Origin of the sequence: Corynebacterium glyciniphilum AJ 3170, assembly GCF_000626675.1 — a bacterium.
Classification (GTDB): domain Bacteria; phylum Actinomycetota; class Actinomycetes; order Mycobacteriales; family Mycobacteriaceae; genus Corynebacterium; species Corynebacterium glyciniphilum.
The window spans coordinates 2,238,171-2,262,037 of the sequence record NZ_CP006842.1 but is presented as its reverse complement, the minus strand read 5'-3'; the positions used below and the strand labels follow the sequence as shown (position 1 = coordinate 2,262,037).

Below are 23,867 nucleotides of genomic sequence, written 5' to 3'. Positions count from 1 at the left end.
CCTGCCCTACTCTTCTTCGATGACGGCGATGACGTCACCTGGGTTGACCATGCCTTCGTTGTCGACGCGGAATTCCCGGATCACGCCGGCGACATCAGACTTGATTTCATTGAACTGTTTCATGATCTCGATAACGCCGACCGTCTGACCGGCGCTAACCATGTCGCCGACGTTGACCAGGTTGGGTTTGTCCGGGGCTGGCTTGCGGTAGAAGACGCCGGGGAAGGGGGACTTGATCTCTGACATGAGGGCCTCTCTCTGGGGATGCAGGTGTGGTTATGAGAATGTGATGGCGGACCGGACGGCACGGACGACGTCAACGGCATTGGGTGGGTCGGAATGCACACAGACGCTGTCGAAGGTGACCTGAAGGTCACCACCGTCGACCGACTGGATGACGCCCTGCGTCAGCCCGGAGCGGATTCTCGCTGCCGCCTCGTCCGGGACCGCAGGCGCCGGGGTGCGTTCGATGATCAGTGTCCCGTCTGCGTCATAGTTGAGGTCGACGTACACCTCGGCGATGAACGGCACACCGAACTCGTCGCACACCGTCTTGTGCGCGGTGTTCGCCAACCCGAGAACGGGGACGCCGTAATCGGCCGCCACTCTGGCTACGCCGCGCATCAGTTCGGGGTCGCGACCGACCATGCCGTAGAGGGCACCGTGGGGTTTGATGTGGTTGAGGGGGACACCGTGGCCAGTAAGAAAGCCACTGAGTGCCCCGACCTGATATCGAACGATGTTCTCCACCTCGTGCGGGGAGAGCGCCATTGCCCGGCGACCGAAACCGGCGAGGTCGGGTAGCCCGGGGTGGGCTCCCACGGAGACCCCGTGCTCTTTGGCCAGGGCCACCGTACGGTCCATGATCTGCGGATCCGACGCATGGAAACCGCAGGCCACGTTGGCGAGATCAATGACCTCCATCAAGTGTTCGTCGTTGCCGAATGCGTGAAGACCGAGACCTTCGCCAAGATCTGCATTGATTGTGGTTGTGCTCACATTTCCTCCTTCGTTATGGACATTAGTTCCGAGAAACGACGCGTAGAATATCGAAAGTGCACTATCTGGTGACCAGATTTTGCGCAGTATGCACAAGGAAGAGTGGCCTTGACGAGCCAAGGGAGCATTGATTCATGCTGATTGTCGACCTGATTGCTGATCCGTCGCTGAACCTGGAGCTCGCCACTCCGTCGTCGGATGATGAGCTTCACCGTCCTGTCCGGACGGTGGTGACCGCCGAGCAGTTGGATCCCACCGCTTATCTTGAACCGGACACATTGTTGTTGACCACGGGGATGGCGATGAACTTTGAGGACGGGCGCATCTGGGAGGCGTACGTCGAGCGGCTTGTCGGTGCACATGTTCCTGCCCTGGCCTTCGGTATCGGGCAACCTCACGCGCGTGTGCCGGAGGGGTTGATCGGGGCAGCGCGGTCATTCGGTCTTCCTGTGCTCACTGTCGCCGCCGATATGCCGTTTCTTCATCTCCAGCACAGCGTGAATCAGGCGATCGCCGGCGAACGCTACTGGGAGTCACGGCAGGCCTGGGATATCGCCACGGTCTGCACCCGTAGCGCTTCGAGGAATGAGGGTGTCGACCGGTTGGTCGAGTTGATCGAGCAAAAGGCAGGTACAACGGTGACGGTCTTTGACGAAACAGGCTTTGTTGTCGCAGGCGGACGCGGTGAGAAAGCGGGGGACGGAGAAACGGGACAGCTCAGTATCCCCCTCTCGATCAGTGGTGAGACGACGTGGACGCTTGTCGTCCCCGCGGAGGCAGGACGGGAGATGAGGGTGCTCCTGACACCCGCCGCAGCAATCCTCGGCATGGCGCTGACCCGCCAGTTCGAGGAACTTGGCTCGGCGGGCGCAACTCGCACCGCTGAAATGATCCAGCATCCGGATGCCGATCTTGTGCCGTTCGTCGTCTCGGAGCTGTCAGAAGCAGGAGTGGACCCGACCCAGGGAATGCGCGGGGTGCGGATAGCGTCCCGGTCGGGAGTTCGGCGCAGCGTCCTGGCGCATCGGGTGGAGTCAGCCCTGTCGTCGGGCGAGAGGTCGGCGTTGCTGGTGACGGTAGGAGGGTTCCTGCTGATGGTCCTGCCAGATGACGGACAAGGAGAGGGGTGGCGGACTCCGGAGATCCTGGCACCGTCCGTGGACCCCGCAGCCGGGGACTCGGTGCTCGTGGGGCCGATGTGCGAGACCCCGGAAGATCTTGTTCTGTCCCTCCGTATTCAAGTGGGGCGCGAGACAACACCTGGCGTGACAATCCAGGGTGTGCCCGACCTGGGTGATGTTGTGAGTCTCCTGCCCGAGGTGTTCCGGCCGTCGCTGGTGACTGCCGTGCTGAGGCCCCTCCTTGAATCGTCTGACCGGCGGCGGGCCTTCGAGACCCTCGAGGCGCTCCTGTCCACCGATACGCAGACTAGAGCAGCGGAGGTATTGGGGGTCCATCGCAATACGCTGTTGGCGAATCGTCGCCGGGTCGAACGGAAGCTGGGGGTGGATCTGACAGACCCTGAGGGGCGTGCGTTGTGTGTGACGGCGTTGCGTCTGTTGGAGTTGCTAGGCCGCTGAGCTTGGGTACCGTGCCGTCTCCGAGACCGTCGCACACGTCGAAGGGGAGTGGTACAGGACGGAGTTCGAGGCAGGTGTAATCTCGGCCTCCATGTATGATTCACCAACTTATCTGGTTGGGGTTCTGGCTGTATCGATCATCCTTTTGATCTTCCTGATCAACTGGCGTACGAAACTCCACCCCTTCCTCGCACTCACGGTTGTTTCCTTCTTTGCTGCAGTCGCCGCAGGTCTGCCGATGGCGGATATCCCTGAGACGCTCATCGACGGCGCAGGCGGGACTCTCGGGGAGACCGGTCTCGTCGTCTTTCTCGGCGCAATGCTCGGGCGTCTGCTCGCCGACTCCGGAGCAGTGGGGCGTATCGCCGACCTCGTCGTCGACCACAGTTCTCCGCGCACCGCACCCTGGGTGATGACGGCGGTCGCCTTCCTCATCGGCATCCCGATGTTCTTCGAGGTCGGACTCGTCGTCCTGATGCCGGTGATCTACGGCGTCGCGCTGCGCCTCGACGTCGCCGCCGGACGCCCGAAGACCTGGTACCTGAAAGTCCTCATCCCCGCCATCGCCGCACTGAGCTGCCTGCACGGCATGCTTCCCCCTCACCCGGGGCCGACCATCGCTGTCAACGGTCTGGACGCCAACATCGGGCTGACGATCGGGCTGGGACTGCTGTGCGCAGTGCCGGCTGTCGTCCTCTCCGGGCCGGTCTACGGTCACTTCATCGCACCGCGGATCTCCCTGGAGCCGGAGGACAAGTTGGTGCGCCAGTACACCGGTACCACTCCGGCGGAACTCGCGGCAGAGTTGTCCGCGAGCGCCGCATCCGGTAACGCCGGTGGTGAGCACGGTTCTTCCCCGGTGGAGGAACCGCGACGTGGTGAAGAGTCTGGCAACGTCCTGCGCCCCGTGCCTACCTGGTTGGCATTCGTGTGCGTTCTGGTACCCGTCGTCCTCATGCTCTTCGAGACTGTGGTGGATCTGGTAGCGCCGAACTCCTCGCTGAAGACTCCGGCTGCCCTTCTCGGAGAGCCCGTCATCGCCATGTTCATCGGTGTTCTGTTCGCTGCATTCGTGTTGAGCTTTTCTGCGAAGATGAGTGGCGCGGACGTGAAGAAGTCTTTCGGCAGTTCCCTGGGGTCTGTCGCCGGCGTGGCCCTGATCATCGCGGGCGGTGGCATGTTCAACTCCGTGCTGAAGACGTCGGACATCAACGATGCCATCGTTGACGTGGTCTCGGGCTTCGACATGAACCTCATCCTGCTCGGCTGGTTGATTGGTCTGATCCTGTCGTTCTGCACCGGTTCAGCCACCGTCGGCATCGTCAGCGCCACAGGTATCCTCGCTCCGTTGGTCGCCGGTATGCCGTCGGCCTACGTGTCGCTGGTGGTCATCGCCATCGGGTCGGGGTCGGTGGGGCTGAACTGGGTGAACCACGCAGGCTTCTGGTTCGTCAAGGAATCCTTCGGCATGACGCTCGGCCAGGCAACCAAGACACATATGACAGTGCAGACGCTGGTGTCGGTCTTCGGTCTACTCATGGCGCTGCTGATCTCCGTCTTCGTGTAGAAGGGGGACATGAGCACCTCACACACCACACCGATCCGCACCGTTGTCCTCGGTTTCGGCCTGTCCGGACGCATCTTCCACGCGCCTTTCATCGCCGCCGACCCTGCCTTCGACCTCACGGCTGTGGTCACCACCAACGAGCAGCGGCGTGCGGACGCGCTGCAGGAGTATCCGGACGTCCAACTGCTCGATTCCGCTGAGACGGTGTGGTCCCGCGCTGACGAGTTCGATCTCGTCGTGATCGGCACGCCCGGAGCGACCCATGCCGGGTTGGCTACCGCCGCTCTCGACGCCGGTCTGCATGTTTTGATCGATAAGCCGTTCGTCCCCACGGCTGATGAAGGCCGCGACCTCATTGCGCGTGCGGAGCGGGCGGGGCGCTGCCTCACCGTCTTCCAGAACCGACGGTGGGACGGCGACTTCCGGACCGTTCGTTCACTTGTCGACGACGGTGCACTGGGGGAGGTGCGTCGCTTCGAGTCACGCTTCGAGAAGTGGCAGCCCGTCCCACGGGACTCCTGGAAGACCGCAGGCACCCCTGCGGACGGTGCCGGAGTGCTCTACGACCTCGGATCCCACATTATCGACCAGGCGCTCCAACTGTTCGGTCCCGTGGCGTCGACCAACGGTGAGTTCGACATGCACGTCGAGATCGACCAGCGTCGCAGGCAGACCAACTCCGAGGATGACGCGTTCCTCGCCTTGCGCCATACTTCCGGGGTCCGCTCCCACCTGTGGATGAGTGCGGTACGTCCGAACCTGGGCCCACGGTTCCAGGTCGTCGGATCAGAGGCCGGGTACACCAGCTGGGGAATTGACGGCCAGGAACAGGCGCTGAAGGACGGTGTGCGTCCCGGGGACCCCGGTTACGGGACAACGACGTCCGCGAACTGGGGCACGGTGAGTGTCGGGGAGCGGTCCCGGCAGGTCGAGACGCTGGTGGGTGATTACTCTGACTTCTACCGGGGCCTCGCTGCCAGCATCCACGGCACGGGTCCACTGCCGGTCGATCCGGCGGACGCGGTCCGGGTGCTTGAGATCATCGAACAGGCCTTCGCCCGGGGGACGGCGTAGCCGACGACGGGTCGTCGATCGATATGAGTGTAAGCACAGATTTAGCTGTGCGTTATACTTTCCCTATGCAGTATTCTTCCCTGGGGGGGCCACTCCCGCCGTGTAGTCTCCGCCGCCCTCGTCGCCGTCGCCGGAGTCGCTGTCTGTTCGGTGACCAGCGCTCACGCTCAGTCCTCTCTGCCGGGGTCGTCAGCGGGAAGCAGCGCTGGCCCTCGATGTGTCATCGCCCTGGATCCCGGCCATAACGGAGAAGACACCGACGAGTTCGACCCGGTTACCGGCGTCCGCATGATTGACTACCCCAATGGCGATGAGGACGCCGACGCTCTCGAGATCACCCGTGCCGTCGAATCGCGGCTCGCCCTCGTAGGGATCGGCACGGAGGTGCTGAAGTCGTCTGTCGACGATGACGTGACCTACCGCGAGCGCGTTGACCGGGCATCGGCTGCCGGCACGTTCATGGGAGTGTCTATCCACACAACCTCGGGCGCTGAGCAGTCGGCGATCTTCCCGCAACGTCAGGGCGGATACCGTGCGGGGACGGACGCCGGTGGTGAGCACCGCACCGTCACCTTTGACGATCCGCAGATGGCCGCGGAATCGCAGCGGCTGTCCGGCGTCGTTGCCGGTGCACGGTCGGTGCTCGAAGGCGGGGAAGTTCCGGTGCGTGACAACTCCTTTAGCGGGCGGGAGCCGTTGTGGGAGGGCAACCTTCCCGTGATCTCCCTGATCGCGGAGACACCGTGGATCTACAATGAATTCGGCAGCGCCACCGGCGGGGGAGCTGACGGACTCACCGCTGCCGAGAAGGAGCGCTACATCGACGGCCTGTCGGCAGGGCTGATCGCAGCGGCGGCGACGTCACCGGCGTGCACGGGGATCGGTAGTTAAGTGCCTGACGGCTGGCTCCGAGGACGAGGTTTTCGCCGCCAGATCCCCTCGTGACACACTTTCGATTCCTCCCCGCTGGCGCGGGGAGTACGGCGACGGTGGCGGCGCTAGAGGACATCCGGTGGGCTCATCCCCGCGCCAGCGGGGATGAGCCCATGGCCAGCTTCTTATACGCCGAACGGATAGCAGATTTCTGCAGTGTGGGCAGTTGCTCTTCGTCATGAACTACACACTTTCCTGGCCTGTGGAAGGGCACAACCGGCGCACGGTCATGTCAGCGCAACTCCCGTCACACACAGTGAAGATCAAGCCAGCTGACCCGAATTTACCCCTTCATCCCGTACGGACATCGGAGATCAGGACCGGCAGCAGCGTCAGTATAAGGAGCCGCGCGTCATCGGAGGAATCAGGACGGAACGACGGTCCCGGACCCAGCGGTCCCCGGTGGCGGTGAACTCGTCGCGGGTGGAGAACCGGTAACGGTAGGAGACCACCCGCACCGCCGTCGGACGGGCAGCGTGAAAAGGGTCGTGTGCGAGCAGCTTCAGTGTCGGGGCATCCGCTTCCAGCAGGCGGTGCAGCAGCACGATGAACCATCGGTCGATCCCGCCCAGAGGCAGGAACCACATCATCCAGTCCAGTCGCAGATGGTACGGGGCGATCTGTGGCGGCCGCCGGTGGACGTCACCGGGTTTTCCGCGGAAACCGTACTCCTGCCAGGTCACCCCGTCAGCGCTGCCTTCGATGACGTATTCGGTGCGTGTGGTCGTCACCGTGCCGAAGGCGCCGTAGGCGTTGGCCAGCTGCCACCGGTTGAAGGAACCGTTCATCACTTGGTTCCTGGAGAACAGGTTGCGTGCCGCAGGCCAGCTGAGAATCACGTAGAGGATGAAGACCGCCGAGGTCACCACAACCCAGTAGATGGGGATGTCGGCGTCGGCCGAACCTGAACCGGGAATGCCGACCGCGGAGAAGACCAGCACTATCGTGGCCCAGTTCAGCCAAGCGAAGTTCCCAGTGACCACCAGCCACAATTGCGTGACGATCACTACCGCGGCGGTGCCTGCCCCGACCAGCAGGGGCCAGGGTGAATCGATCGCCAGGCTGAGCAAAGGAACGAACAGCAGCCAGGTCAAGCCCAACTGCGTCACGTGGTTGCCGACGACCTCGCCACGGTGGAACCAGGACGGCATCAGGTGTGCGGTCCTGCTCAAGGGACCGGGCATCGGCTGGGTCTCGTGGTGGTACATCAAGGCGGTGAGGTCGCGCCATTCCCGACCGCCCCGTACCTTGATCATCCCCGCCCCGAACTCCAGCCGGAAGACCAGCCACATCATCAGGACGATCGTCACCGTCGTCGGCGGTTGTGAATTCGACCCGAGGAACGCAGCGAGGAAGCCGGCTTCGCACAACAGCATCTCCCAGCCGAATCCGTAGAACGTCCGGCCGATGCTGGTCACGGACATGTAGCCGTACCAGAGGGCCAGGAAACACAGCATCGGGACCCACGGAGGACCGAGCTGCGGTACTCCTGCGACCAGGAGAAACGCCACCGTCGTACCCGCCCAGCACACCAGAGCCAGGCGCCGGTCGGTGTAGCCTGCCCAGCGGAACAGAGTGGGACGCAGCATCTTCTGTCCGCGTTCGTGCTCGATCTCACGCGCGCGCAGAAGCAGATCCGGTGCCGGCAGTAGTCCGCGCTCACCTGCCAGCGGGCGGAACTGGTTCAGTGTGGACAGGAATCCGAGAATGAAGAGCACTGCGATGCCCCGCTGAAGCATCTGGCGGGCGAACTCGAAATCCACGGCCGCGACACCATTCATGATCTCCACCGTAGCTCTTCCTCCGGTCTGGAACGGCAGGGGTGAGAGGGGTCGATGAGGGGGCCCGTACCGCTGCGGACGGACTATCATCGGAAAGTGCACGGGGCCGCCGACCCATGTGGTCCCGCAATTCTCCGGAAGGACTGGACTGCACCATGAGAGCAGCACGTTTCTATGACCGCGGCGACATCAGGGTCGAGGACATCGACCCGCAACCGCTCGAATTCGGCACCGCCCGCATCGACGTCGCATGGTGCGGCATCTGCGGCACCGACCTCCACGAGTACCTGGACGGGCCGATCTTCTGTCCGGCCTGTGGGAAGCCGCACCCGATCTCCGGCGAGGATGCTCCAGTCACCCTCGGCCACGAGTTCTCCGGCGTCGTCAGTGAGGTCGGCGAGGGGATCGACGACCTGGCGGTAGGCGATCACGTGGTCGTGGAGCCGTACATCATTGCCGACGACGTGGACACCGGCCCGGACAGCACCACCTATCACCTCTCAGAGAACATGAACTTCATCGGTCTGGCCGGCCGCGGTGGCGGGTTGTCGGAGAACGTGGTGGTGCGCCGACGGTGGATCCACAAGATCTCTGACTCCGTTCCTCTGGACCAGGCGGCGTTGATTGAGCCCCTCTCGGTGGGCTACCACGCTGTCGAGCGTTCCGGCCTCTCGGCCGACGGGGCGTCCCCGGCAGGCAAGACCGCTCTCATCGGTGGCGCTGGTCCGATCGGACTGCTCACGGCGGCTGTGCTCAAAGCGCTCGGGGTGCGCGTGGTGATGTCTGAGCTCTCGGAACTACGCCGCCAGAAAGCCCTGGACGCCGGCGTCGCGGATGTCGTCCTGAACCCGTCGGAGGTCGACGTCGTCGCCGAGGTCGCCACGCTCACCGATGGCGTGGGAGCGGACGTCGCCTTCGAGTGCACGTCCGTGCAGGTTGTCCTCGACACATTGATGGACGCGCTGCGCCCCACCGGTGTGCTGGTCGTGGTGTCGATCTGGGGTCACAGGTCTGAGTTCGACATGCACAAGCTGGTCATGAAGGAGCTCGACGTGCGGGGCACGATCGGCTACGTCAACTCTCATCCGAAGACGATTGAGCTCGTGGAGTCCGGCAAGATCGATCTGTCGCCGTTCATCACCGGCAAGATCGGACTGGACGGGTTGGTGGACGAAGGTTTCGACACATTGATCAACCGGAATGAAACCGCGGTCAAGATCCTGGTGTCCCCCTCCGGGAACGGCATAGACTGAGTGGTCTAGTGTGGTGTGTGGACGACGTTTCATACACCACCAGGAGACCACCATCATGAGAATCACCACCCGCCACATCCTGCGCACCGCCGGAGCGACGGCGCTGGCCGCCGGCTTCGCCGTCAGCGTTGCTGCCTGCGCCGATGACGGCGCACAACAGGAGGACGGCACCATCCGCGTCGGCACATCCCCGGGGCCGTACAGTGAGCTTTTCCGCGAGGGGGTCGTCCCGATCCTTGAGGGGGACGGGTACGAGGTCACCTTCGACGACTTCACTGAACTCCAGCAGGCAGACATTGCGCTGCAGGAGGGCAGCGTCGATCTCAACGTGGATCAACACACCGCCTACATGGAGGCATTCAACCGGGATGCAGGGGCGGACCTGGCATCGATCACGCCCATTCCCACTGTTCCGGCCGGGCTGTATTCGTCGAATCACGACAGTCTCGACGAGATCGCGGATGGCCAGAGCGTCTCGATTCCCGAGGATCCGTCGAATGCTTCGCGCGCGTACCGCATCCTCGCCCAGGCAGGATGGTTGACCCTGAACGATGATGCCGACGAAACCGAGCTCAGCGCCGAGGACATCGCGGAAAATCCCCACAATCTGGACATCAGCACCCTCGACTCGGGCTTCATTTCCCGCGGGCTCGACGATGTGGACTGGGCTGTCATCCCCGGCTCCATGGCGTATGCGTCCGGCGTGGACCCGGAGCTGCAGCTGTTCCAGGAGGAACTGCTACCCGAACTTGAACTCGTCGCGGTGGTCCGCAGCGAGGACGTTGATTCCGAGTGGGCTGATGCCGTCGCCGAGGCGTACCGGTCTGATGAGTTCGCCGACTATCTGGAGAGCCGCGGCGAAGACAACTACTGGTTCGTTCCGGAGGCGTTGAAGTGACTGACAACGTGACCGGTACCGACCTGTTCGCCGAATCCCTGGCGCTGCTGCAGACGCTGGTGCGCAATGCCTGCGTCAATGATCTCACCCCCGATTCCGGTCAGGAGGTGCGCAACGCCGACGCCCTGGAGGAGTTCTTCACCGTCGACCCCGCCGTCCGTGATGCGGTGACGATCACCCGTCTGGAACCGCGCCCGGGACGTACCAGCATCATCGTCACGGTCGAGGGCAGTGACCCGGACGCCGAACCGCTGACCTTCCTCGGCCACACCGACGTTGTCCCCGTCGACGCCGCACGGTGGACGGTGGACCCCTTCGGCGCGGAGATCATCGACGGCAAGATCTACGGGCGCGGCACCGTCGACATGCTGGGACTCACCGCCCCCATGGCGGTGGTCACCCGTCAGGTCGCCCGCGCCGCCGCAGCAGGGGCGCCACCCCGCGGGACGCTGACCTTCGTCGGTGTCGCCGACGAGGAGGCTCGCGGCGGACTCGGCGCGAAGTGGCTGTCCGAGGAACATCCCGCTGCGTTCAGCTGGCGTAACTGCATCTCCGAGACCGGAGGATCGCACCTGCCCACCAGTGACGGGTCGGACGCCGTGGTGGTCGTCGTCGGGGAGAAAGGTGCGGCGCAACGACGCCTGCACGTGACCGGCGATGCCGGGCACGGGTCGCAGCCCTTCGGACGCGACTTCACCGTCGCCCGGATCGCCGAGGTCGCCCGACGCATCGCCGCGCACCGTCCCGCCGTGTCGCAAGACCCGCTGTGGCAGGGGTTCGTCGAAGCGTTCCGGTTCGATCCGCAGGTGCAGGACGCCCTGCTCACTGGCGCTGACGACGACGCCTACCTGGAATTCGGCGACCTGGCTCGCTATGCCGACGCGGTGTCACACCTGACCGTCGCGCCAACGGTGCTGCGCGCCGGGCAGGCGATCAACGTCCTACCGTCCAGTGCTCACCTCGAGTTGGACATCCGTCCGCTGCCCGGCCAGAGCGATGAGGATGTCGATGCCGAGTTGCGTGACGCTCTCGGTGATCTCGCCGGGGAAGTGGAGATCGAACGGCTGATCTCGGAGCCCGCGGAAGTCTCCACGACAGACTCGCCGTTGTACCGGGCAGTCGAGCAGACAGTCGGGGAGTTTTTCCCTGACGCCGCGGTGGTCCCGGTACTCGCCGCCGGCGGCTCTGACCTGCGATTCGGTCGACGGCTGGGAGGGGTGGGTTACGGCTTCGCCCTGAATGCCCGTGACCGGACGCTCGCCGAGGTCAATGCCCAGCTGCATACCCATGACGAGCACCTCCATCTCGAGGATCTGGATTTGACGGTCAGGGCATACGCCGGCCTGGTAGACAGATTCCTGTGAGGAGATTTCAGAGAATCAGGACATTGTCTGTCGTGACGACGGGGATATTCCTTATCGTCGGTTGTTCCTCCGGGGATGAGGATGCGCCGACACCGACCTTCGCGGAGCAGTCTGAGAGTTTTGAGGATGTCGATCCGGCTGCCTTCGAGCGAGGCGGGACGACACTGTTCGACTACCGTACCGGTGATGAGGGGACGGGCATCTGCATCATCGACACCGAAGCCGCAGTCACCTGCACCGGACGTGTGCCGGACGATGCTCCGGACATCGAGGTGCCTCCGTTCGAGCGGCAACGTCCCGGCGCTGCGAGGATCACCGCCGACGGGATCACCTACACGATGGTCGAAGGGGTTCCGCCTGCCCCTGCCGCTCTGGACTCCGGCCAGCGGATCACCGTGGGAGACGCCTCCTGCGGGATGAGCCAGAATGTTGAACTGAGCTGCTCCGTCGGAGAGACAACCCTGGACATTAGTGGAGACGACAGCGCGATGACGCTCACCGGCGACGTCCTGGACCACGAGAACCATGTGGAGACCCCTGAGAACTCTGACCGTCCTGCGGGTATCGACGGCGACTACAGTGACACCGACGAACCAGTGGCGGTGGGAACGATGTGTGGAGCTGCGTCCGGGAACACTCTTGTCAAGGTCCGTGAAGGGTCCGTATCCTGCCTCGGCGCACAGGAGGTCATCGACGACTACCGTGAACGACGTGACTCCGAGGGCGGTGGCAACACCCTGGCGATGACGGTGGGGGAGTGGGACTGCTCGGTGCCTAACGCCAGGCGCAGTGTCGAACTCGACGCGGGTGAGATCTGCTACGGACCGGATGGCGTCGTCATCGCGACTCCCCCAGGATCCGTACAGCCCTAGGCCCGACCCCGTGCCAGGACGCCAGTTCGTCTACCGCGACACCCTGCAGGTCAGCCAGACAGGTGATCCCCCTCTCAACCAGCGCCCTGGTGGCCGGAGTGCCGATGGCTCGGGGCAGGTCACCCACCTGTCCTGCGACCGCCTTGTCCGCGGTCCGGAGCCTCTCCGCCAGCTCGTCCGGGGCGACGGCGAACCATCCCTGTCGAACCAGGGCATTGGACTCCATACCGTTGACATCGTCCAGTGCGATGTCCTCGCCGCCCGGAGTCTGGAGGATCTTCTCCGGGGTGACAGTGGCGAAAGGTGCGCCGCGGACTGCGAAAACCCACGTCTCGACCTCCACGGCGTCGGGGAGGGCGAGCGCTGCCTTGCGGATCTGTGCTGGGGTCGTCATGGACTTCATCCTAACCTCGCTGCCCGGGGGCGTCCGGGCATTCCTGCGGGAAATGTGCACCATTCCGGGAACGCGATTCGCCCCGTGAGCGTCCCCGGGAAGGTGCCTATTTTCGGGTCCTGAGCCCTCGGTACCGGTTGACCGCAGCGGCGATCTCATGGCGGCGCACACCGGCCAGACGCCCGGGGTGCCGGCCTGCCCCGTGGGCGGAGAGGGCGTCCAGCCCGTCGCGCCCGACATGTTCGACGACAGCATCGACCAGGTCGCACAGTGGGGTGGAACCGTCCAACTCCAGCCCCCGCAGGGCCGCGGCGATGGCGTTGGTCTGCGACGGGTCGACCAGCTGCGACCAAGCGGAGAGATCGATGTACTCCTCACCGACGCGGATCGACCGCAGCCCCTTCGCCTGTGGTGGACGTGGGCCCTTGCCGCCGCGGCCCGGTGACGAGAATGTCGTGCGGCCCGGGGCTCGTGGAGAAGGCCGGTGCAGCCCACCGCCTGCCGTCGGTTCAGCGAGGTCCGTCGCCTGAGCCGTGACGTCGACCGGACGGTAGTTGTCCAGCATGATCACCGTGTCCGCGACGTCGATGAACATGCCTGATCCGCCCGCGACAAGCACTGTCGACACCCCGTGGTCCTCCCACAGCGAGCGGACGCGGTCCACCAGGGGAGTGATCGGTTCCTTCGCCGACGGCACGAGTGCGCGCATCCGGTCGTCGCGGATCATGAAGTTCGTCGCCGACGTGTCCTCGTCGATCAACAGTGACGTCGCCCCGCAGTCCAGTGCCTCGACCAGTCCGGCGGCCTGGGAGGTGGAACCCGAGGCGTTCGTCGTGGAGAAGCACCGCGTGTCCGGGGCGTACCCCGCGCCGGGGAGATCATGCAGGAAGGGGGAGATGTCGACATCGGTGACGGCGCGTCCGTCCTCTGCCCGCAGGGCGACGGCATCGCCGTCGGTGACGGCGTAGTCACGGCCGTCGCCGGGAACATGGTTGTAAATACCGAGTTCCAGTGTGTTGAGCAGGGTGGATTTTCCGTGGTAGCCGCCGCCGACGATCAAAGTCACGCCTGTCGGGACGCCGAGGCCGGTGACGGTTCGTCCCGACGGCAGTGCCACGCTGTGCCGCAGGGATGCCGGGGATGAGAAGGGCACGGCCTCGGTGAGGGGGCGCTGGGAGTTGCCTGCCGCCCGGGGTAGGAGGGACCCGTCGGCCACGAAGCCGACAAGTCCCATTCTGCCCAGTGCTGCGCGCAGGAACTCCTGGTCCCGGTAGGTTTCGTGAGCCAGCTCCACCGCATCGAGCGCGGCGGCATCCAGATCCAGCAGTGCCTCCTGCACGACGGCAGGCAGTACCTCGCAGAGCAGTGACGCCGCAGCCCGCCCGCGGATCCGCCGCCCCTGTGCGGGCAGGGCAACCTCGAGCCGGACGGTCACCCGGTCGTCCGGTACGGAGATGACGACGCTGCTGCGATCCATAACCTGCTGACCCGGAGTGTCGACGGCGAGGAAACCGGAACCTTTACCGCCGGACGGATTGTGCCCACGCAGGGCGGTAGCGATACGGCGGGTCAGATGATCCCGCACCGGGATGTCGATGTCGAGCAGCGTCGCCGCTAGGCCTGTCTCAGAGAACGGAACGCTGACCTGCACCAACGACGGCGGTGCGAACGGGTCGGACTGCACCGTGTCCACCGACAGCGTCACCGGCGTCCCTGAGGACGTCGTGATCCGGTGCGTGCCGCGCAGGCGCTTGTAACCGCCGTACCCGGAGCCGTCGAGGCTGGTGAGTGTATTTCTGAGGTCGTTGTTCCTGTCGGAATGATTGTCGCCGAGGGCCATGGCTCCGCAGCCTAGCAACTCCACAGGTTGGTGCGACCGACCCGTGGAGTTGCTATGTCGATGGCGGGGGAGTCACTTCAGCCCGAACCCCGCTTTCTCCAGGAACTGCCGGATCAGGTGGCGTTTCGTCTTCGTGGCGGCCTTCTGCGACACCCGGTGCAGGGTCTGGTTGGACCACGTCGGGTGCTGTCCGTAGCGGGCGAAATACCCGGCGAGTGCCGCATCGTAGTCGGCGAGCAACCGGGCCCGTTCCCGCGCACCGGCCTCGTCGGATCGCGTGTTGTACCGGTCGTGGTGGACGACCAGTTCCATCGGCAGACGTGGTTTCACCCCGGCATTCTCCTCCGGGTCGCCGTATCCCATCGCCAACCCAAGGAACGGAACGACGTCCTGGGGAATGCCGAGGATCTCCTGGACCGTGCCAATGTCATTGCGCATCGAACCCAGGTACACCGTGCCCAGCCCCAGGGACTCGGCCGCTACCGCCGCGGTCTGCGAGGCGATTCCGATGTCCAGCACGGAGGTCACGGGCTCATCCAGATAGTTCAGCGACCCGAGGTCGTGGGGAGGCAGGGAAGACACACCGTGGATCTCCTCGGCGTCGCCGAGCGTACCGGTCTCGGCTTGCTCCGCCTGCGCGGCGTGGAAGCGGATCTGTGAGAAGTCCACCAGCCACAGCAGGAGAACAGGTGCGGTGGCGACATGCGAGGACATCCTCTTGCCGATGCTCGCCAGCTGCTCTTTCACCGCGCGGTCCCGGACGACGACCACCGACACGGTCTGCTTGTTCGACGAGGACGGCGCGGACTGCGCGGCGGCCAGGATCGTCGACAGCACGGCGTCGTCAACCTCCCTGTCCTGCCACAGACGCACCGAGCGGTGTGCGGTGATCGTCTCCAGCGTGTCGTTCCATTCGGTCGGGGACCACGGTTGTGCCCGGCCGTAGCGGTCGGTCAGGCGTTCATCCGGGGTGGGACGGTCGGTCATTCAACTCCTCCAGAGTCGACAGTGGTGGGAGGCTCGATGAACAGGGCGCGTAGACGGTCCAGGGCCTCCTCCCACTCGGGGCCTGCAGCATCGGCGATGACTGCGGCTTCGGCACCGTGGATCGTGTTGGTGAAGGTGAGCGAGGTTTCTTCCCCCTCAGCGTCCAGGTCGAAGCGCAGGGTCTCATTGTTCCAGCTGTATTCCAGCACCGACGGAGGACGGAATACGGTCACCTGTCCTTGCCCGATCGTCCCGTCCGAGATGAAGGTGAGCTGCCGGCCGGCGCCGAAGACCAGCAGGGATCGGTCGTAGTCCAGGACGTCGCCGAACCACTGGCGCAGCTGTGACGAACGTGTCAGTGCGCGGAACGCCCGGGTCGGCGTCGTCGGCAGCTGCACGGTCAGTGTGATCGTCGCAGGATCCATGCGCGTCCTCAGAGTCGTTGCAGTCGTTACAGTCGTCACATCGGGTTCAACGGCACCTGGCGGGACGATTCGGCGCCGCTGTCGATCTGCCAGGTGAGCTCGGGCTCCTCACCCGGGACGAGGTCAGCGAGCTTCGCGCGGACCGCGGTCTCGAGGTTCTCGAAGTCATCTCCCCAGACGACGGCACCGTCGACGCCCACCACGGCGGCACACCAGGTTGTGCCCGCTGTTTCGACGTCCGTCGTGTCGTCTGAGACGTCGCGGGCGTCGAGGTCTTCGCGGTCCTCTTTCACGACGTTGACGGTGTAGCTGGAGTAGCTGGAGTTCTGGTTACTCATGCCCACCACTTCTACACGCTCATCCCAGTCTGTTGTCGGACACCCACCGTGACAGGGAGTGTCGGTTGGTCTGCTGGGTCTTGCGCAGAACGTTGGAGACGTGAGTCTCCACCGTCTTCACCGAGATGAACAACCGCTCGGCCATCTCCCGGTACGTGTAGCCGCGTGCAAGCAGCCGCAGAACCTCTTTCTCCCGCGGTGTCAGGGTCGAGAGGACACTCTGGTCGGCGTCGGCGGGCAACGGCACCGGTTCTGAAGCATCGGTCGGCGGTATATCAGGCACATCCGGTGGTCCGACCGTGAACGCGTCGAGGACATAGCCGGCGAGACGAGGGGAGAACACCGCATCGCCGGAATGTACCCGCAGGATACTGTCGACGAGCTCCTGCCCACTGATGTTCTTGGTGACATAGCCCCGTGCACCACCTCTGATCAGGGAGATCACGTCAGTGGGGTCGTCGGAGACACTCAGGCCCAGGAACCGTGGTCCGTCATCAGCGCGGTCAGCGGCGTCCCCGCCATTCTGGAGGTGACGCAACACCTGCAGACCGCCACCGTCGGGCATGTGGACGTCCAGCAGTACGACCTGGGGCCTGGTCTCCCGGATACCCTCGACGGCGTCACCGACGGAACCGGCTTCTCCGATAATCTGGATCTCCGGACGTCCGGTCAACTCCGCCCGCACCCCGGTACGGAACATCGAGTGGTCGTCGACGAGGTACACGGACACCGCATCCGTCCTGGTGCCCGTCTCTGGTTCCGTCACCGTGTCTGTCCTTCCAACCTCAGGGTCACCTCGGTGCCGAACTGCCCCGAGTCGATCTCCACGCTACCTCCGACACGGTGGATACGGTCCAGGATCGACGAGCGCACCCCCTGCCGGTCCTCGGGAATGCCCTCGACGCTGAAGCCGGGACCACGGTCGCGCACGAACAGTTCCACTCCGCCGCCGTCGGTGACCTCAAGATAGACGTTGACCTCCTGGCAGCCGGAGTGTTTCGCGGCGTTGACCATCGCCTCGCGACCAGCAAGCAACAGCGCGACCGAGGCGTCGTCGGTGTCCCGGTCGTCGCCGACGATGACGGGGCGGATCTGCACGCCGAAGGTGTCCTCGACCTCGCCGCAGGCGACACGTAGCGCACCGAACAGGGTTTCGGTACGTACGGACTCGCCGGGAGCGAAGAGCCACTGACGGAGCTGCCGCTCCTGGCTACGGGCCATCTGCGCGATCTCGGGTTCGCCGGACTTCTTCTGGATCAGTGTGAGTGTCTGCAGGACAGAGTCGTGGATACGTGCGGCGATGCGTGCGCGCTCCTCCTCGGCGGCGCGTTCGCGGGCGGTGGTGTTCGCCATGGACCACAGGCGCAGCCACAGGGGAATCAGCACCACGACGAGACCGGCGATCAGCGCGACCGCGGCAATGAGCGCAGGGATGATCACCCCGCCGGTGCCGTCGGTGGCGGCATCGTCGATCCGGATACCGAAGACGGTGTAGCCGATGCCGATCGCCAGCAGCACCAGGCCACCGACGAGGCTCATCCACTGCAGGCCGCCCGGCACCCGGCTCGGCGGCCCCTGCTGCCCGGGAGCGCTGGCGAGGGCGTTCGGCCCGAATGTCCGCCACACCAGGAGCACTCCACCTGCCAGCAGAAGAGCGCTCACAGCAACCTGGGGTTTGGTCGCTGCCCCGGCCGTGAAAAGAACCATGGCGAGGACAACGAGCAGACGATCCACCCTTGACACCGGACGGTTGATGAGACCAGGGTCCAGACCGCGATGACGGACCGAAGAGACGGCCGCGGTAGTGGACGCCTCGCTGGCGGACGCGACCCGCGTGGTGAACACCCACAGTGCGCCGTAGGCGATCACGCCGACCCCCGCAACCGTGTTTGCCACCGCGAAGATCAGACGTACGACGGTGAGCCGCACACCCAGGTGAGCCGCCAGCCCGGTACACACACCGGCGATGAGTTTGCCGTCGGCGACCCGGAACAGGTCAGGAGCCGGCGCGCCGGGACGTCCTCCGGGGCGCGCGGAGGACCGTCCGTTCGGGACTGGAAGGTGAGACATGTGCCCAAGACTGCCAGGACCGGACGGCTCAGGGTATCGGGGACCACCCTGAGATTCGGAGGGAGCGGCAGGATCAGGGTGGATATCCGGGGCATCCCCGATGTGGTTGGCTGGAGGTCCACGAAGAATGAGGACCATGAGTTACGGCACACAGTCAACGACCCCGGGCACGGGCAACCCCCGGGGCACCTTCGAGTCCACCGTCCGTCGGATGTGGGAGACCCGCCCCGTCCGCTTCCCGCGCAGTCAGTCGACCAGGTCCTGGTTCTTCGGGGTGTGTGAAGGCATCGCCGTGCGCTACCAGGTCTCTCCGTTACTGGTGCGGCTGGTGTTCGTCCTGACGGCCTTCCTCGGCGGCGTCGGCCTGTGGGTCTACGGCATCGCCCTCCTGGTGCTACGGCGCTACACGGTCCCGAAAACCCCGCTGGATGTGCTGATCCGCGGGGAGCGGGACCCTCGCTACGGCGAGGACCGCTCCCTCGCGATCGGAACGCTGATCGTCGGTGCAGTGTTCCTGGTTTTCGGGGGTATCTTCAGTGGCGGTATCACCCTGACCGGCCTTGTGGTGTCCGCTGCACTGACCGGTGTGGCCTGGTGGCTGCTGTACGAACGCCAGCCGGTGGCTCCCGCAGGCCTGCTTGACCGGGACGACCACCGGTCGTCGTCACCCACGGCACCCGCTGCGTCGTCCACCGCCTCCTACGACGCCTCCGCGGACGCCACCGCCACTCCGGATGAGCCGTCACCGACGATCAACCTGGACGGCGTCGCCGCCGCGCCGGGTTTCGAGCCCCCGCGTACCCAACCCCCGTCGTGGGACCCGTTGGGGACGGCGCCGTTCGCCTGGGACCTGCCGGACCCCGGTGAGCCCGACCCTGCTGAAGCCGGGCATTCGTCGGGGGAACCGAAGAAGAAGCGTCGCGGGCTCAAAGCCCTGGTCGTCGCTGCGGTGCTCGCGGTCATCCTCGCCCTCGTCGCCGGTGCCATCGCACTGGGAGCGGTGTTGTTCCCGCGGTGGGGTGGCATCACCTCGGTGGACGGCAGCTCCACCTCCGGCACCTTCACCGGTGGTACGGAGAACGTCCGGACGCTGGACGACTACCGCGACTACAGCTACACGATGAGTTCACCGACCCTGGACTTCACCGGGGTGGCCGTCAACCAGGACAGCGAGATCGACCTGACGACCACCATGGGGTCGGTGGGGATGATTTTCCCGGAGACCACGGACGGTCCGTCCTACCGCGTCCGGTTGAACTGCGAATCGCTCACGATGAGTGACGTCGACTGCGACACCTTCGACAACACGCTGGTGAAAGGTCGGGGAGACACGGAACACACGGTGACAGTGAATGTTACCGCCACGATGTCCGAGGTCCGCTTCGACCAGATCAGCTGACTGAACCCGGTTATCCGACGTGGAACGGGATCGGCCCGACGAGGACGCCGACGGCCAGCATGACCAGGGAGACCACGACTGCCCGCCAGAGCACCTTGCGGTGGTGGGCACCCAGGTCGACATTGGCCAGGGAGACCAGGAGAAGGATCGCGGGAACCAGGGGGGACTGCATGTGGACCGGCTGTCCGGTGATCGAGGCCTGTGCCATCTGCACTGGTTCAATCCCGAAGTGTGCCGCGCTCTCGGAGAGTACGGGGAGGATGCCGAAGTAGAAGGCGTCATTCGACATGAAGAAAGTCATCGGCATGGACAGCAGGCCGGTGATCGGCGCCAGGTACCCACCGAGGGACTCGGGGATGATCGAGGTGATCCACTCCGCCATCGCGGTGACCATGCCGGTGCCGTCCAGCACACCGACCAGGACGCCGGCGGCGAGCACCATGCCGACGACGGCAACGATGGAACTGGAATGCGAGACGATCTCGTTGGCCTGGTCCTTCAACCGGGGGAAGTTCACTGTCAGCGCAATGGCGGCGCCCACCATGAAGACGTATGCCAGCGGGAAGAGGTCGGCCACCAGCAACACCATCACGGCGATGGTGAGCACGAGGTTGAACCACAGCAGTTTCGGCCGCAGGGTGGCACGGTTCGGGTCGAGCATGGTGTCGGCCATGGAGGTGTGCATCGAAGCTCCGCCGCCCGTGCCGGCCTCAGCGTCGGTTGTGCCGTCACCGTTCCCGCTGGAGCGTCCCGTCATCCCCGTCAGGTGGGACGTCTCGAGGCGTCCGAGACGCTTGCGTTCCGCCTGGCCCATGAGCCAAGCGAAGACGAAGCAGATGACGATACCCGCTGCCAGGGACGGCAGCATCGGGACGAAAACCTCAGAGGGCTCGACACCGAGGGCAGCCGCGGCGCGGACAGTCGGGCCACCCCACGGGACGATATTCATCGTGCCGTTGACGAGGCCGGCGACACAGGTCAGGATGACGGGGCTCATCCCGAGGCGGAGATAGAGGGGAAGCATTGCCGAGGTGGTGATGATGTAGGTCGTGGAACCGTCACCGTCGAGCGAGACGACACCGGCTAGCACGGCGGTGCCGAAGACGATCTTCGCCGGGTCGTTGCCCAGGATCCGGGTGATCCACTTAATCAGTGGATCGAACAGTCCGACGTTGATCATGATGCCGAAGTACATGATCGCGAACATGAGCAGGGCTGCCGTCGGTGCCATGTCCTTGACGGCGTCCATCACCATGTCACCGATACCGAGACCGGCACCGCCGATCAGGCCGAAGATGGTGGGCACGAGGATCAGCGCCAGCATGGGGGTCATGCGACTGGTCATGATCAGTGCCATGAACGTGAGGATCATGAGGAACCCGAGGGCGACGAGGATACCGTCGGACGGGGTGTGGCTCAGGTTGTAGTCTGCCGCCAGCAGCAGACTGTCTGCGGTGGTCATCGCAACTCCTTCAGGTGTGTCTGACCGGACAGGGTGAGCCTAAAGTGATCGGCGACACATAACGATGGTTCTGTGCGTTAGATCATCTTGTGTGCAATCAATGACTTGTGCGCATTGTGTTCACTGCGACGGATTACTGTGCCGTAGACTTCCTGACGTGCGTTTTTCGACGAAAGTTCTTCTGCTGCAGCTGCTGACGGTTTTTGCCGTCGTGGCGGTGTGCTCCGGCATTTTCGCCTGGCTGTCGGTCGAGCGACTGAAAGAGCAGGCGATGAACTCCGCGGTTTCCATCGCCCGGTCTGTGGCGGAGGACCCTTACGTGCGCACCGAGGTGCCTGTAGGCGACCCTGAAGAAGGCCTGGCCGATCTCGCTGCGGGTGTCGAGGCCCGCACAGGTGCTCTGTTCGTGGTCATTACCGATGCGGACGGAATCCGGTTGGCGCACCCGGACCCGGAACGGATCGGTCAGCGGGTCAGCACAGATCATGAGGCTGCTTTGCGCGGCGAGGAGGTGACCGCCTGGGAGACAGGCACCCTCGGGCATTCCGCTCGCGCGAAGGTACCGGTGTATGCCCCGGACGACTCCGCGCGCGACGTCTCCGACAGTGCACCGGTGGGGGAGGTGAGTGTGGGTTTTCAGCGGGCCAGTGTCTTCGACGACCTGCCTCTGGTCCTGTTCGGCGTCGGCAGTGCCGGAGTGACCGCACTCCTTATCGGTGTCGTCGCCAGTGTGCTGATGCAACGACGGTGGGAGCGGCTCACGCTCGGTCTGCAGCCCGAGGACCTCGTAGAGCTTGTCCGTCACCAGTCGGCGGTTCTGGACGGGGTGGAGGACGGCGTGCTGTCGGTGAACGCAGAGGGCGGTCTCGAGGTATTCAATGAGGTGGCCTCGCGGCTGTTCGGCATTGGCCCGGTCGGTGTAGACGGCCCCAGCACCACGTCGGTGGGGGACCTTGGCCTGCCGCCTCGGGTCGCGGAGGAACTCCAGGGACTCGGACGCCACGATCCGTCGACGGCGCGGTCAGTGTCTTTCGACAATGTGGTCGTTGGTGGACGGGTGCTTTATCTGGATGCCCATCCGGTGACGAGGGCGGGGCGCTATCTCGGAACGGTCGTTGTCGTACGGGACCGAACCGATCTCGCTGCTCTCACACACAGATTGGGTACGGTGCAGGCGATGGGGGCCACACTCCGTGTTCAGCGACACGAGTTCGCGAACCGGATACATGCGGCATCGGGCCTTCTCGACGCAGGACGGGTGGCCGACGCACGCTCCTTCCTCCAGGACATGGCCGACCGGGGGCCCGTGAATTTCCCCCTGCAGGGCGCCGAGCTTCTCGGCGAGCCTTTCCTCCAGTCATTCCTGGGCGGAAAGGCGATGGAAGCCAGCGAGCGCGGAGTCAGCCTGAGAGTAGGGGAGGAGACACTGGTTATCGACGTCATTGACGGACCGGGAGCGGTGGAGGATGTTGCCACGGTACTGGGTAACCTGGTGGACAATGCGGTCACTGCGGCGTTGGCGGCAGAGGATAACCACCCGTGGGTCGAGGTGACGGCGATGCAGGATGGAGACGCGCTCACCGTGGTGGTGTCTGACTCCGGTGACGGGCTGGACAGCGGCCCGGACTCCAGCGCGGACCGGAGACAGCAGTCCGGGGCCGACGTCGACGGTGACACCGTCCACGGCCACGGCATTGGTCTCACGCTGACCCGCGAGTTGGTGGCCCGCCGTGACGGTGTGCTCTGGGTCATCGACCCGGGCGGTGGGGCCCCGGGGCAGGGTGCGGTATTCGGCGTGCGTCTGCCTGGCGTCTTCACGACGGAACCGGACGACATGACAGATGAAAGTGACGAAGGTAAGGGACATCAATGACGTCGAACTCCACACCACCGGAATCGCGGGACCCCCGGCGAGGCACACGCAGCGCACGCGACATGCGGGTTCTTGTCGTCGACGACGACTTCCGTGTCGCTTCAATCCATGCGGACATCGTCTCCGGGGTGTCGGGGTTCGGCGTGCAGGCGACAGTAGGTACCTGCGCCGAGGCGAGGGCGGCGATGGCTGCGCAGTCGCCGGATCTCGTTCTCGCGGATGTCTACCTGCCCGATGGCGACGGGATTGAACTGGTACGAAGCAGCGGGGCAGATGCATTCGTCCTGTCCGCGGCCGTTGAGTCGGCGACCGTTCGCCGTGCCTTGACGGCCGGTGTCCACGCGTACCTCGTCAAACCGTTCACCCGTCAGTCGTTGGTCGACCGGTTGGAACGGTTCAGCAGGTACCGGAAGCTCATGACAACGCCCCATCCGCTGAAGCAGGAGGAGATTGACCGAGCGCTGTCCGTGATGCACGGGACATCTCAACCGGTGACGGCGGCGGGCAGCACCACCGAGGACCTTGTCCTCGACGCGCTCGGGACGGAAGAGCGGTCTGCTGCCGAGGTGGCTGAGGTGGCTGGTGTATCTAGGGCGACGGCCCAGCGGCGCCTGTCGGCGTTGGCCGGCCGCGGCGTGGTGACCGTACGGCTGCGTTACGGCAGTTCCGGCCGCCCGGAGCACCTGTACGCTCGCTCGAGCGGTGCGGGGTGGTGAGTGGCAGGTCATCGTGTCACTGAGGTGGACTGACAGGCACCC

General features: G+C 64.8%; 22 protein-coding genes. 11 read left to right on the top strand and 11 right to left on the bottom strand.

What is annotated here, in order from left to right; translation table 11 throughout:
- Positions 1-6: 6 nt before the first annotated feature.
- Together CGLY_RS10620 and CGLY_RS10615 are read right to left on the bottom strand one after the other, a co-directional pair.
- The gene (locus tag CGLY_RS10620) at positions 7-246 is read right to left on the bottom strand and encodes an acetyl-CoA carboxylase (protein WP_038549287.1); all 240 of its coding nucleotides are present in this window, start codon (positions 244-246) and stop codon (positions 7-9) included.
- 30 nt (positions 247-276) lie between these two features.
- Positions 277-999, bottom strand: a complete 723-nt coding sequence (locus CGLY_RS10615; protein WP_038549285.1) for a 5-oxoprolinase subunit PxpA — start codon at positions 997-999, stop codon at positions 277-279.
- Between the two features lie 134 nt (positions 1,000-1,133).
- On the opposite strand from CGLY_RS10615, the gene CGLY_RS10610 reads away from it, so the two are divergent.
- The 4 genes from CGLY_RS10610 to CGLY_RS10595 all read left to right on the top strand — a co-directional run bounded on the left by CGLY_RS10610 (position 1,134) and on the right by CGLY_RS10595 (position 6,111).
- On the top strand, positions 1,134-2,579 hold the full coding sequence (locus CGLY_RS10610; RefSeq protein WP_038549282.1) for a PucR family transcriptional regulator: 1,446 nt from the start codon (positions 1,134-1,136) through the stop codon (positions 2,577-2,579).
- Positions 2,580-2,670: 91 nt separating this feature from the next.
- On the top strand, positions 2,671-4,146 hold the full coding sequence (locus CGLY_RS10605; RefSeq protein WP_038549281.1) for a GntP family permease: 1,476 nt from the start codon (positions 2,671-2,673) through the stop codon (positions 4,144-4,146).
- A 9-nt stretch (positions 4,147-4,155) separates the two neighbouring features.
- The gene (locus CGLY_RS10600) at positions 4,156-5,220 is read left to right on the top strand and encodes a Gfo/Idh/MocA family oxidoreductase (RefSeq protein ID WP_038549279.1); all 1,065 of its coding nucleotides are present in this window, start codon (positions 4,156-4,158) and stop codon (positions 5,218-5,220) included.
- A gap of 288 nt (positions 5,221-5,508) precedes the next feature.
- Entirely contained in the window at positions 5,509-6,111 is a 603-nt protein-coding gene (locus CGLY_RS10595; protein ID WP_320406886.1) for a hypothetical protein, read from the top strand.
- Between the two features lie 374 nt (positions 6,112-6,485).
- Here the strand turns inward: CGLY_RS10595 and CGLY_RS10590 are convergent, their stop codons facing one another.
- Positions 6,486-7,934: a lipase maturation factor family protein gene (locus CGLY_RS10590; protein ID WP_038552601.1), complete on the bottom strand. Its 1,449-nt coding sequence runs from the start codon at positions 7,932-7,934 to the stop codon at positions 6,486-6,488.
- A gap of 155 nt (positions 7,935-8,089) precedes the next feature.
- Here CGLY_RS10590 and CGLY_RS10585 point away from each other — a divergent pair, with 155 nt between their 5' ends.
- From CGLY_RS10585 to CGLY_RS10570, 4 genes are read left to right on the top strand one after another with little or no spacing between them, the layout of a single operon-like run.
- On the top strand, positions 8,090-9,187 hold the full coding sequence (locus tag CGLY_RS10585) for a 2,3-butanediol dehydrogenase (RefSeq protein ID WP_038552599.1): 1,098 nt from the start codon (positions 8,090-8,092) through the stop codon (positions 9,185-9,187).
- A 55-nt stretch (positions 9,188-9,242) separates the two neighbouring features.
- Positions 9,243-10,085, top strand: coding sequence for a MetQ/NlpA family ABC transporter substrate-binding protein (locus CGLY_RS10580; RefSeq protein ID WP_038549276.1), 843 nt, complete (start codon positions 9,243-9,245; stop codon positions 10,083-10,085).
- A complete protein-coding gene (locus CGLY_RS10575) occupies positions 10,082-11,449 on the top strand; it encodes a M20/M25/M40 family metallo-hydrolase (protein ID WP_227590244.1) in 1,368 nt (455 codons plus the stop codon). Before CGLY_RS10580 ends, CGLY_RS10575 begins: the two co-directional genes overlap by 4 nt.
- 32 nt (positions 11,450-11,481) lie before the next feature.
- A complete protein-coding gene (locus tag CGLY_RS10570; protein WP_052540034.1) occupies positions 11,482-12,321 on the top strand; it encodes a hypothetical protein in 840 nt (279 codons plus the stop codon).
- Here CGLY_RS10570 and CGLY_RS10565 read toward each other — a convergent pair.
- From CGLY_RS10565 to CGLY_RS10535, 7 genes are all read right to left on the bottom strand, one after another.
- A complete protein-coding gene (locus tag CGLY_RS10565) occupies positions 12,287-12,715 on the bottom strand; it encodes a hypothetical protein (RefSeq protein WP_038552590.1) in 429 nt (142 codons plus the stop codon). The two genes, CGLY_RS10570 and CGLY_RS10565, sit on opposite strands and share 35 nt — an antisense overlap.
- A 106-nt stretch (positions 12,716-12,821) precedes the next feature.
- Positions 12,822-14,555 carry an ABC-ATPase domain-containing protein gene (locus CGLY_RS10560; RefSeq protein ID WP_038549274.1) on the bottom strand — a complete coding sequence of 578 codons (1,734 nt, stop codon included), beginning with the start codon at positions 14,553-14,555 and terminating at the stop codon, positions 12,822-12,824.
- Positions 14,556-14,627: 72 nt separating this feature from the next.
- Positions 14,628-15,542 carry a nitroreductase family protein gene (locus CGLY_RS10555; RefSeq protein WP_038549272.1) on the bottom strand — a complete coding sequence of 305 codons (915 nt, stop codon included), beginning with the start codon at positions 15,540-15,542 and terminating at the stop codon, positions 14,628-14,630.
- Positions 15,539-15,967 (bottom strand): SRPBCC domain-containing protein, encoded by a 429-nt coding sequence (locus tag CGLY_RS10550; protein ID WP_052540032.1) that lies wholly within the window; start codon positions 15,965-15,967, stop codon positions 15,539-15,541. The genes CGLY_RS10555 and CGLY_RS10550 overlap by 4 nt, the downstream gene beginning before the upstream one ends.
- 35 nt (positions 15,968-16,002) lie before the next feature.
- A complete protein-coding gene (locus CGLY_RS10545) occupies positions 16,003-16,305 on the bottom strand; it encodes a hypothetical protein (protein ID WP_144313672.1) in 303 nt (100 codons plus the stop codon).
- 19 nt (positions 16,306-16,324) lie between these two features.
- A complete protein-coding gene (locus CGLY_RS10540) occupies positions 16,325-17,005 on the bottom strand; it encodes a LuxR C-terminal-related transcriptional regulator (protein ID WP_038552584.1) in 681 nt (226 codons plus the stop codon).
- 62 nt (positions 17,006-17,067) lie between these two features.
- A complete protein-coding gene (locus CGLY_RS10535) occupies positions 17,068-18,375 on the bottom strand; it encodes an ATP-binding protein (protein ID WP_052540030.1) in 1,308 nt (435 codons plus the stop codon).
- Between the two features lie 136 nt (positions 18,376-18,511).
- Here CGLY_RS10535 and CGLY_RS10530 point away from each other — a divergent pair, with 136 nt between their 5' ends.
- Positions 18,512-19,774 (top strand): PspC domain-containing protein, encoded by a 1,263-nt coding sequence (locus CGLY_RS10530; RefSeq protein ID WP_038549268.1) that lies wholly within the window; start codon positions 18,512-18,514, stop codon positions 19,772-19,774.
- Between the two features lie 10 nt (positions 19,775-19,784).
- On the opposite strand, the gene CGLY_RS10525 is transcribed toward CGLY_RS10530, so the two are convergent.
- Complete coding sequence (locus CGLY_RS10525) at positions 19,785-21,236, bottom strand: CitMHS family transporter (RefSeq protein ID WP_038549266.1); 1,452 nt, start codon at positions 21,234-21,236, stop codon at positions 19,785-19,787.
- 157 nt (positions 21,237-21,393) lie between these two features.
- On the opposite strand from CGLY_RS10525, the gene CGLY_RS10520 reads away from it, so the two are divergent.
- Positions 21,394-23,109, top strand: coding sequence for a sensor histidine kinase (locus tag CGLY_RS10520; RefSeq protein ID WP_038549264.1), 1,716 nt, complete (start codon positions 21,394-21,396; stop codon positions 23,107-23,109).
- A 62-nt stretch (positions 23,110-23,171) separates the two neighbouring features.
- Positions 23,172-23,825: a response regulator gene (locus CGLY_RS10515; RefSeq protein ID WP_038552578.1), complete on the top strand. Its 654-nt coding sequence runs from the start codon at positions 23,172-23,174 to the stop codon at positions 23,823-23,825.
- Positions 23,826-23,867 lie beyond the last annotated feature (42 nt).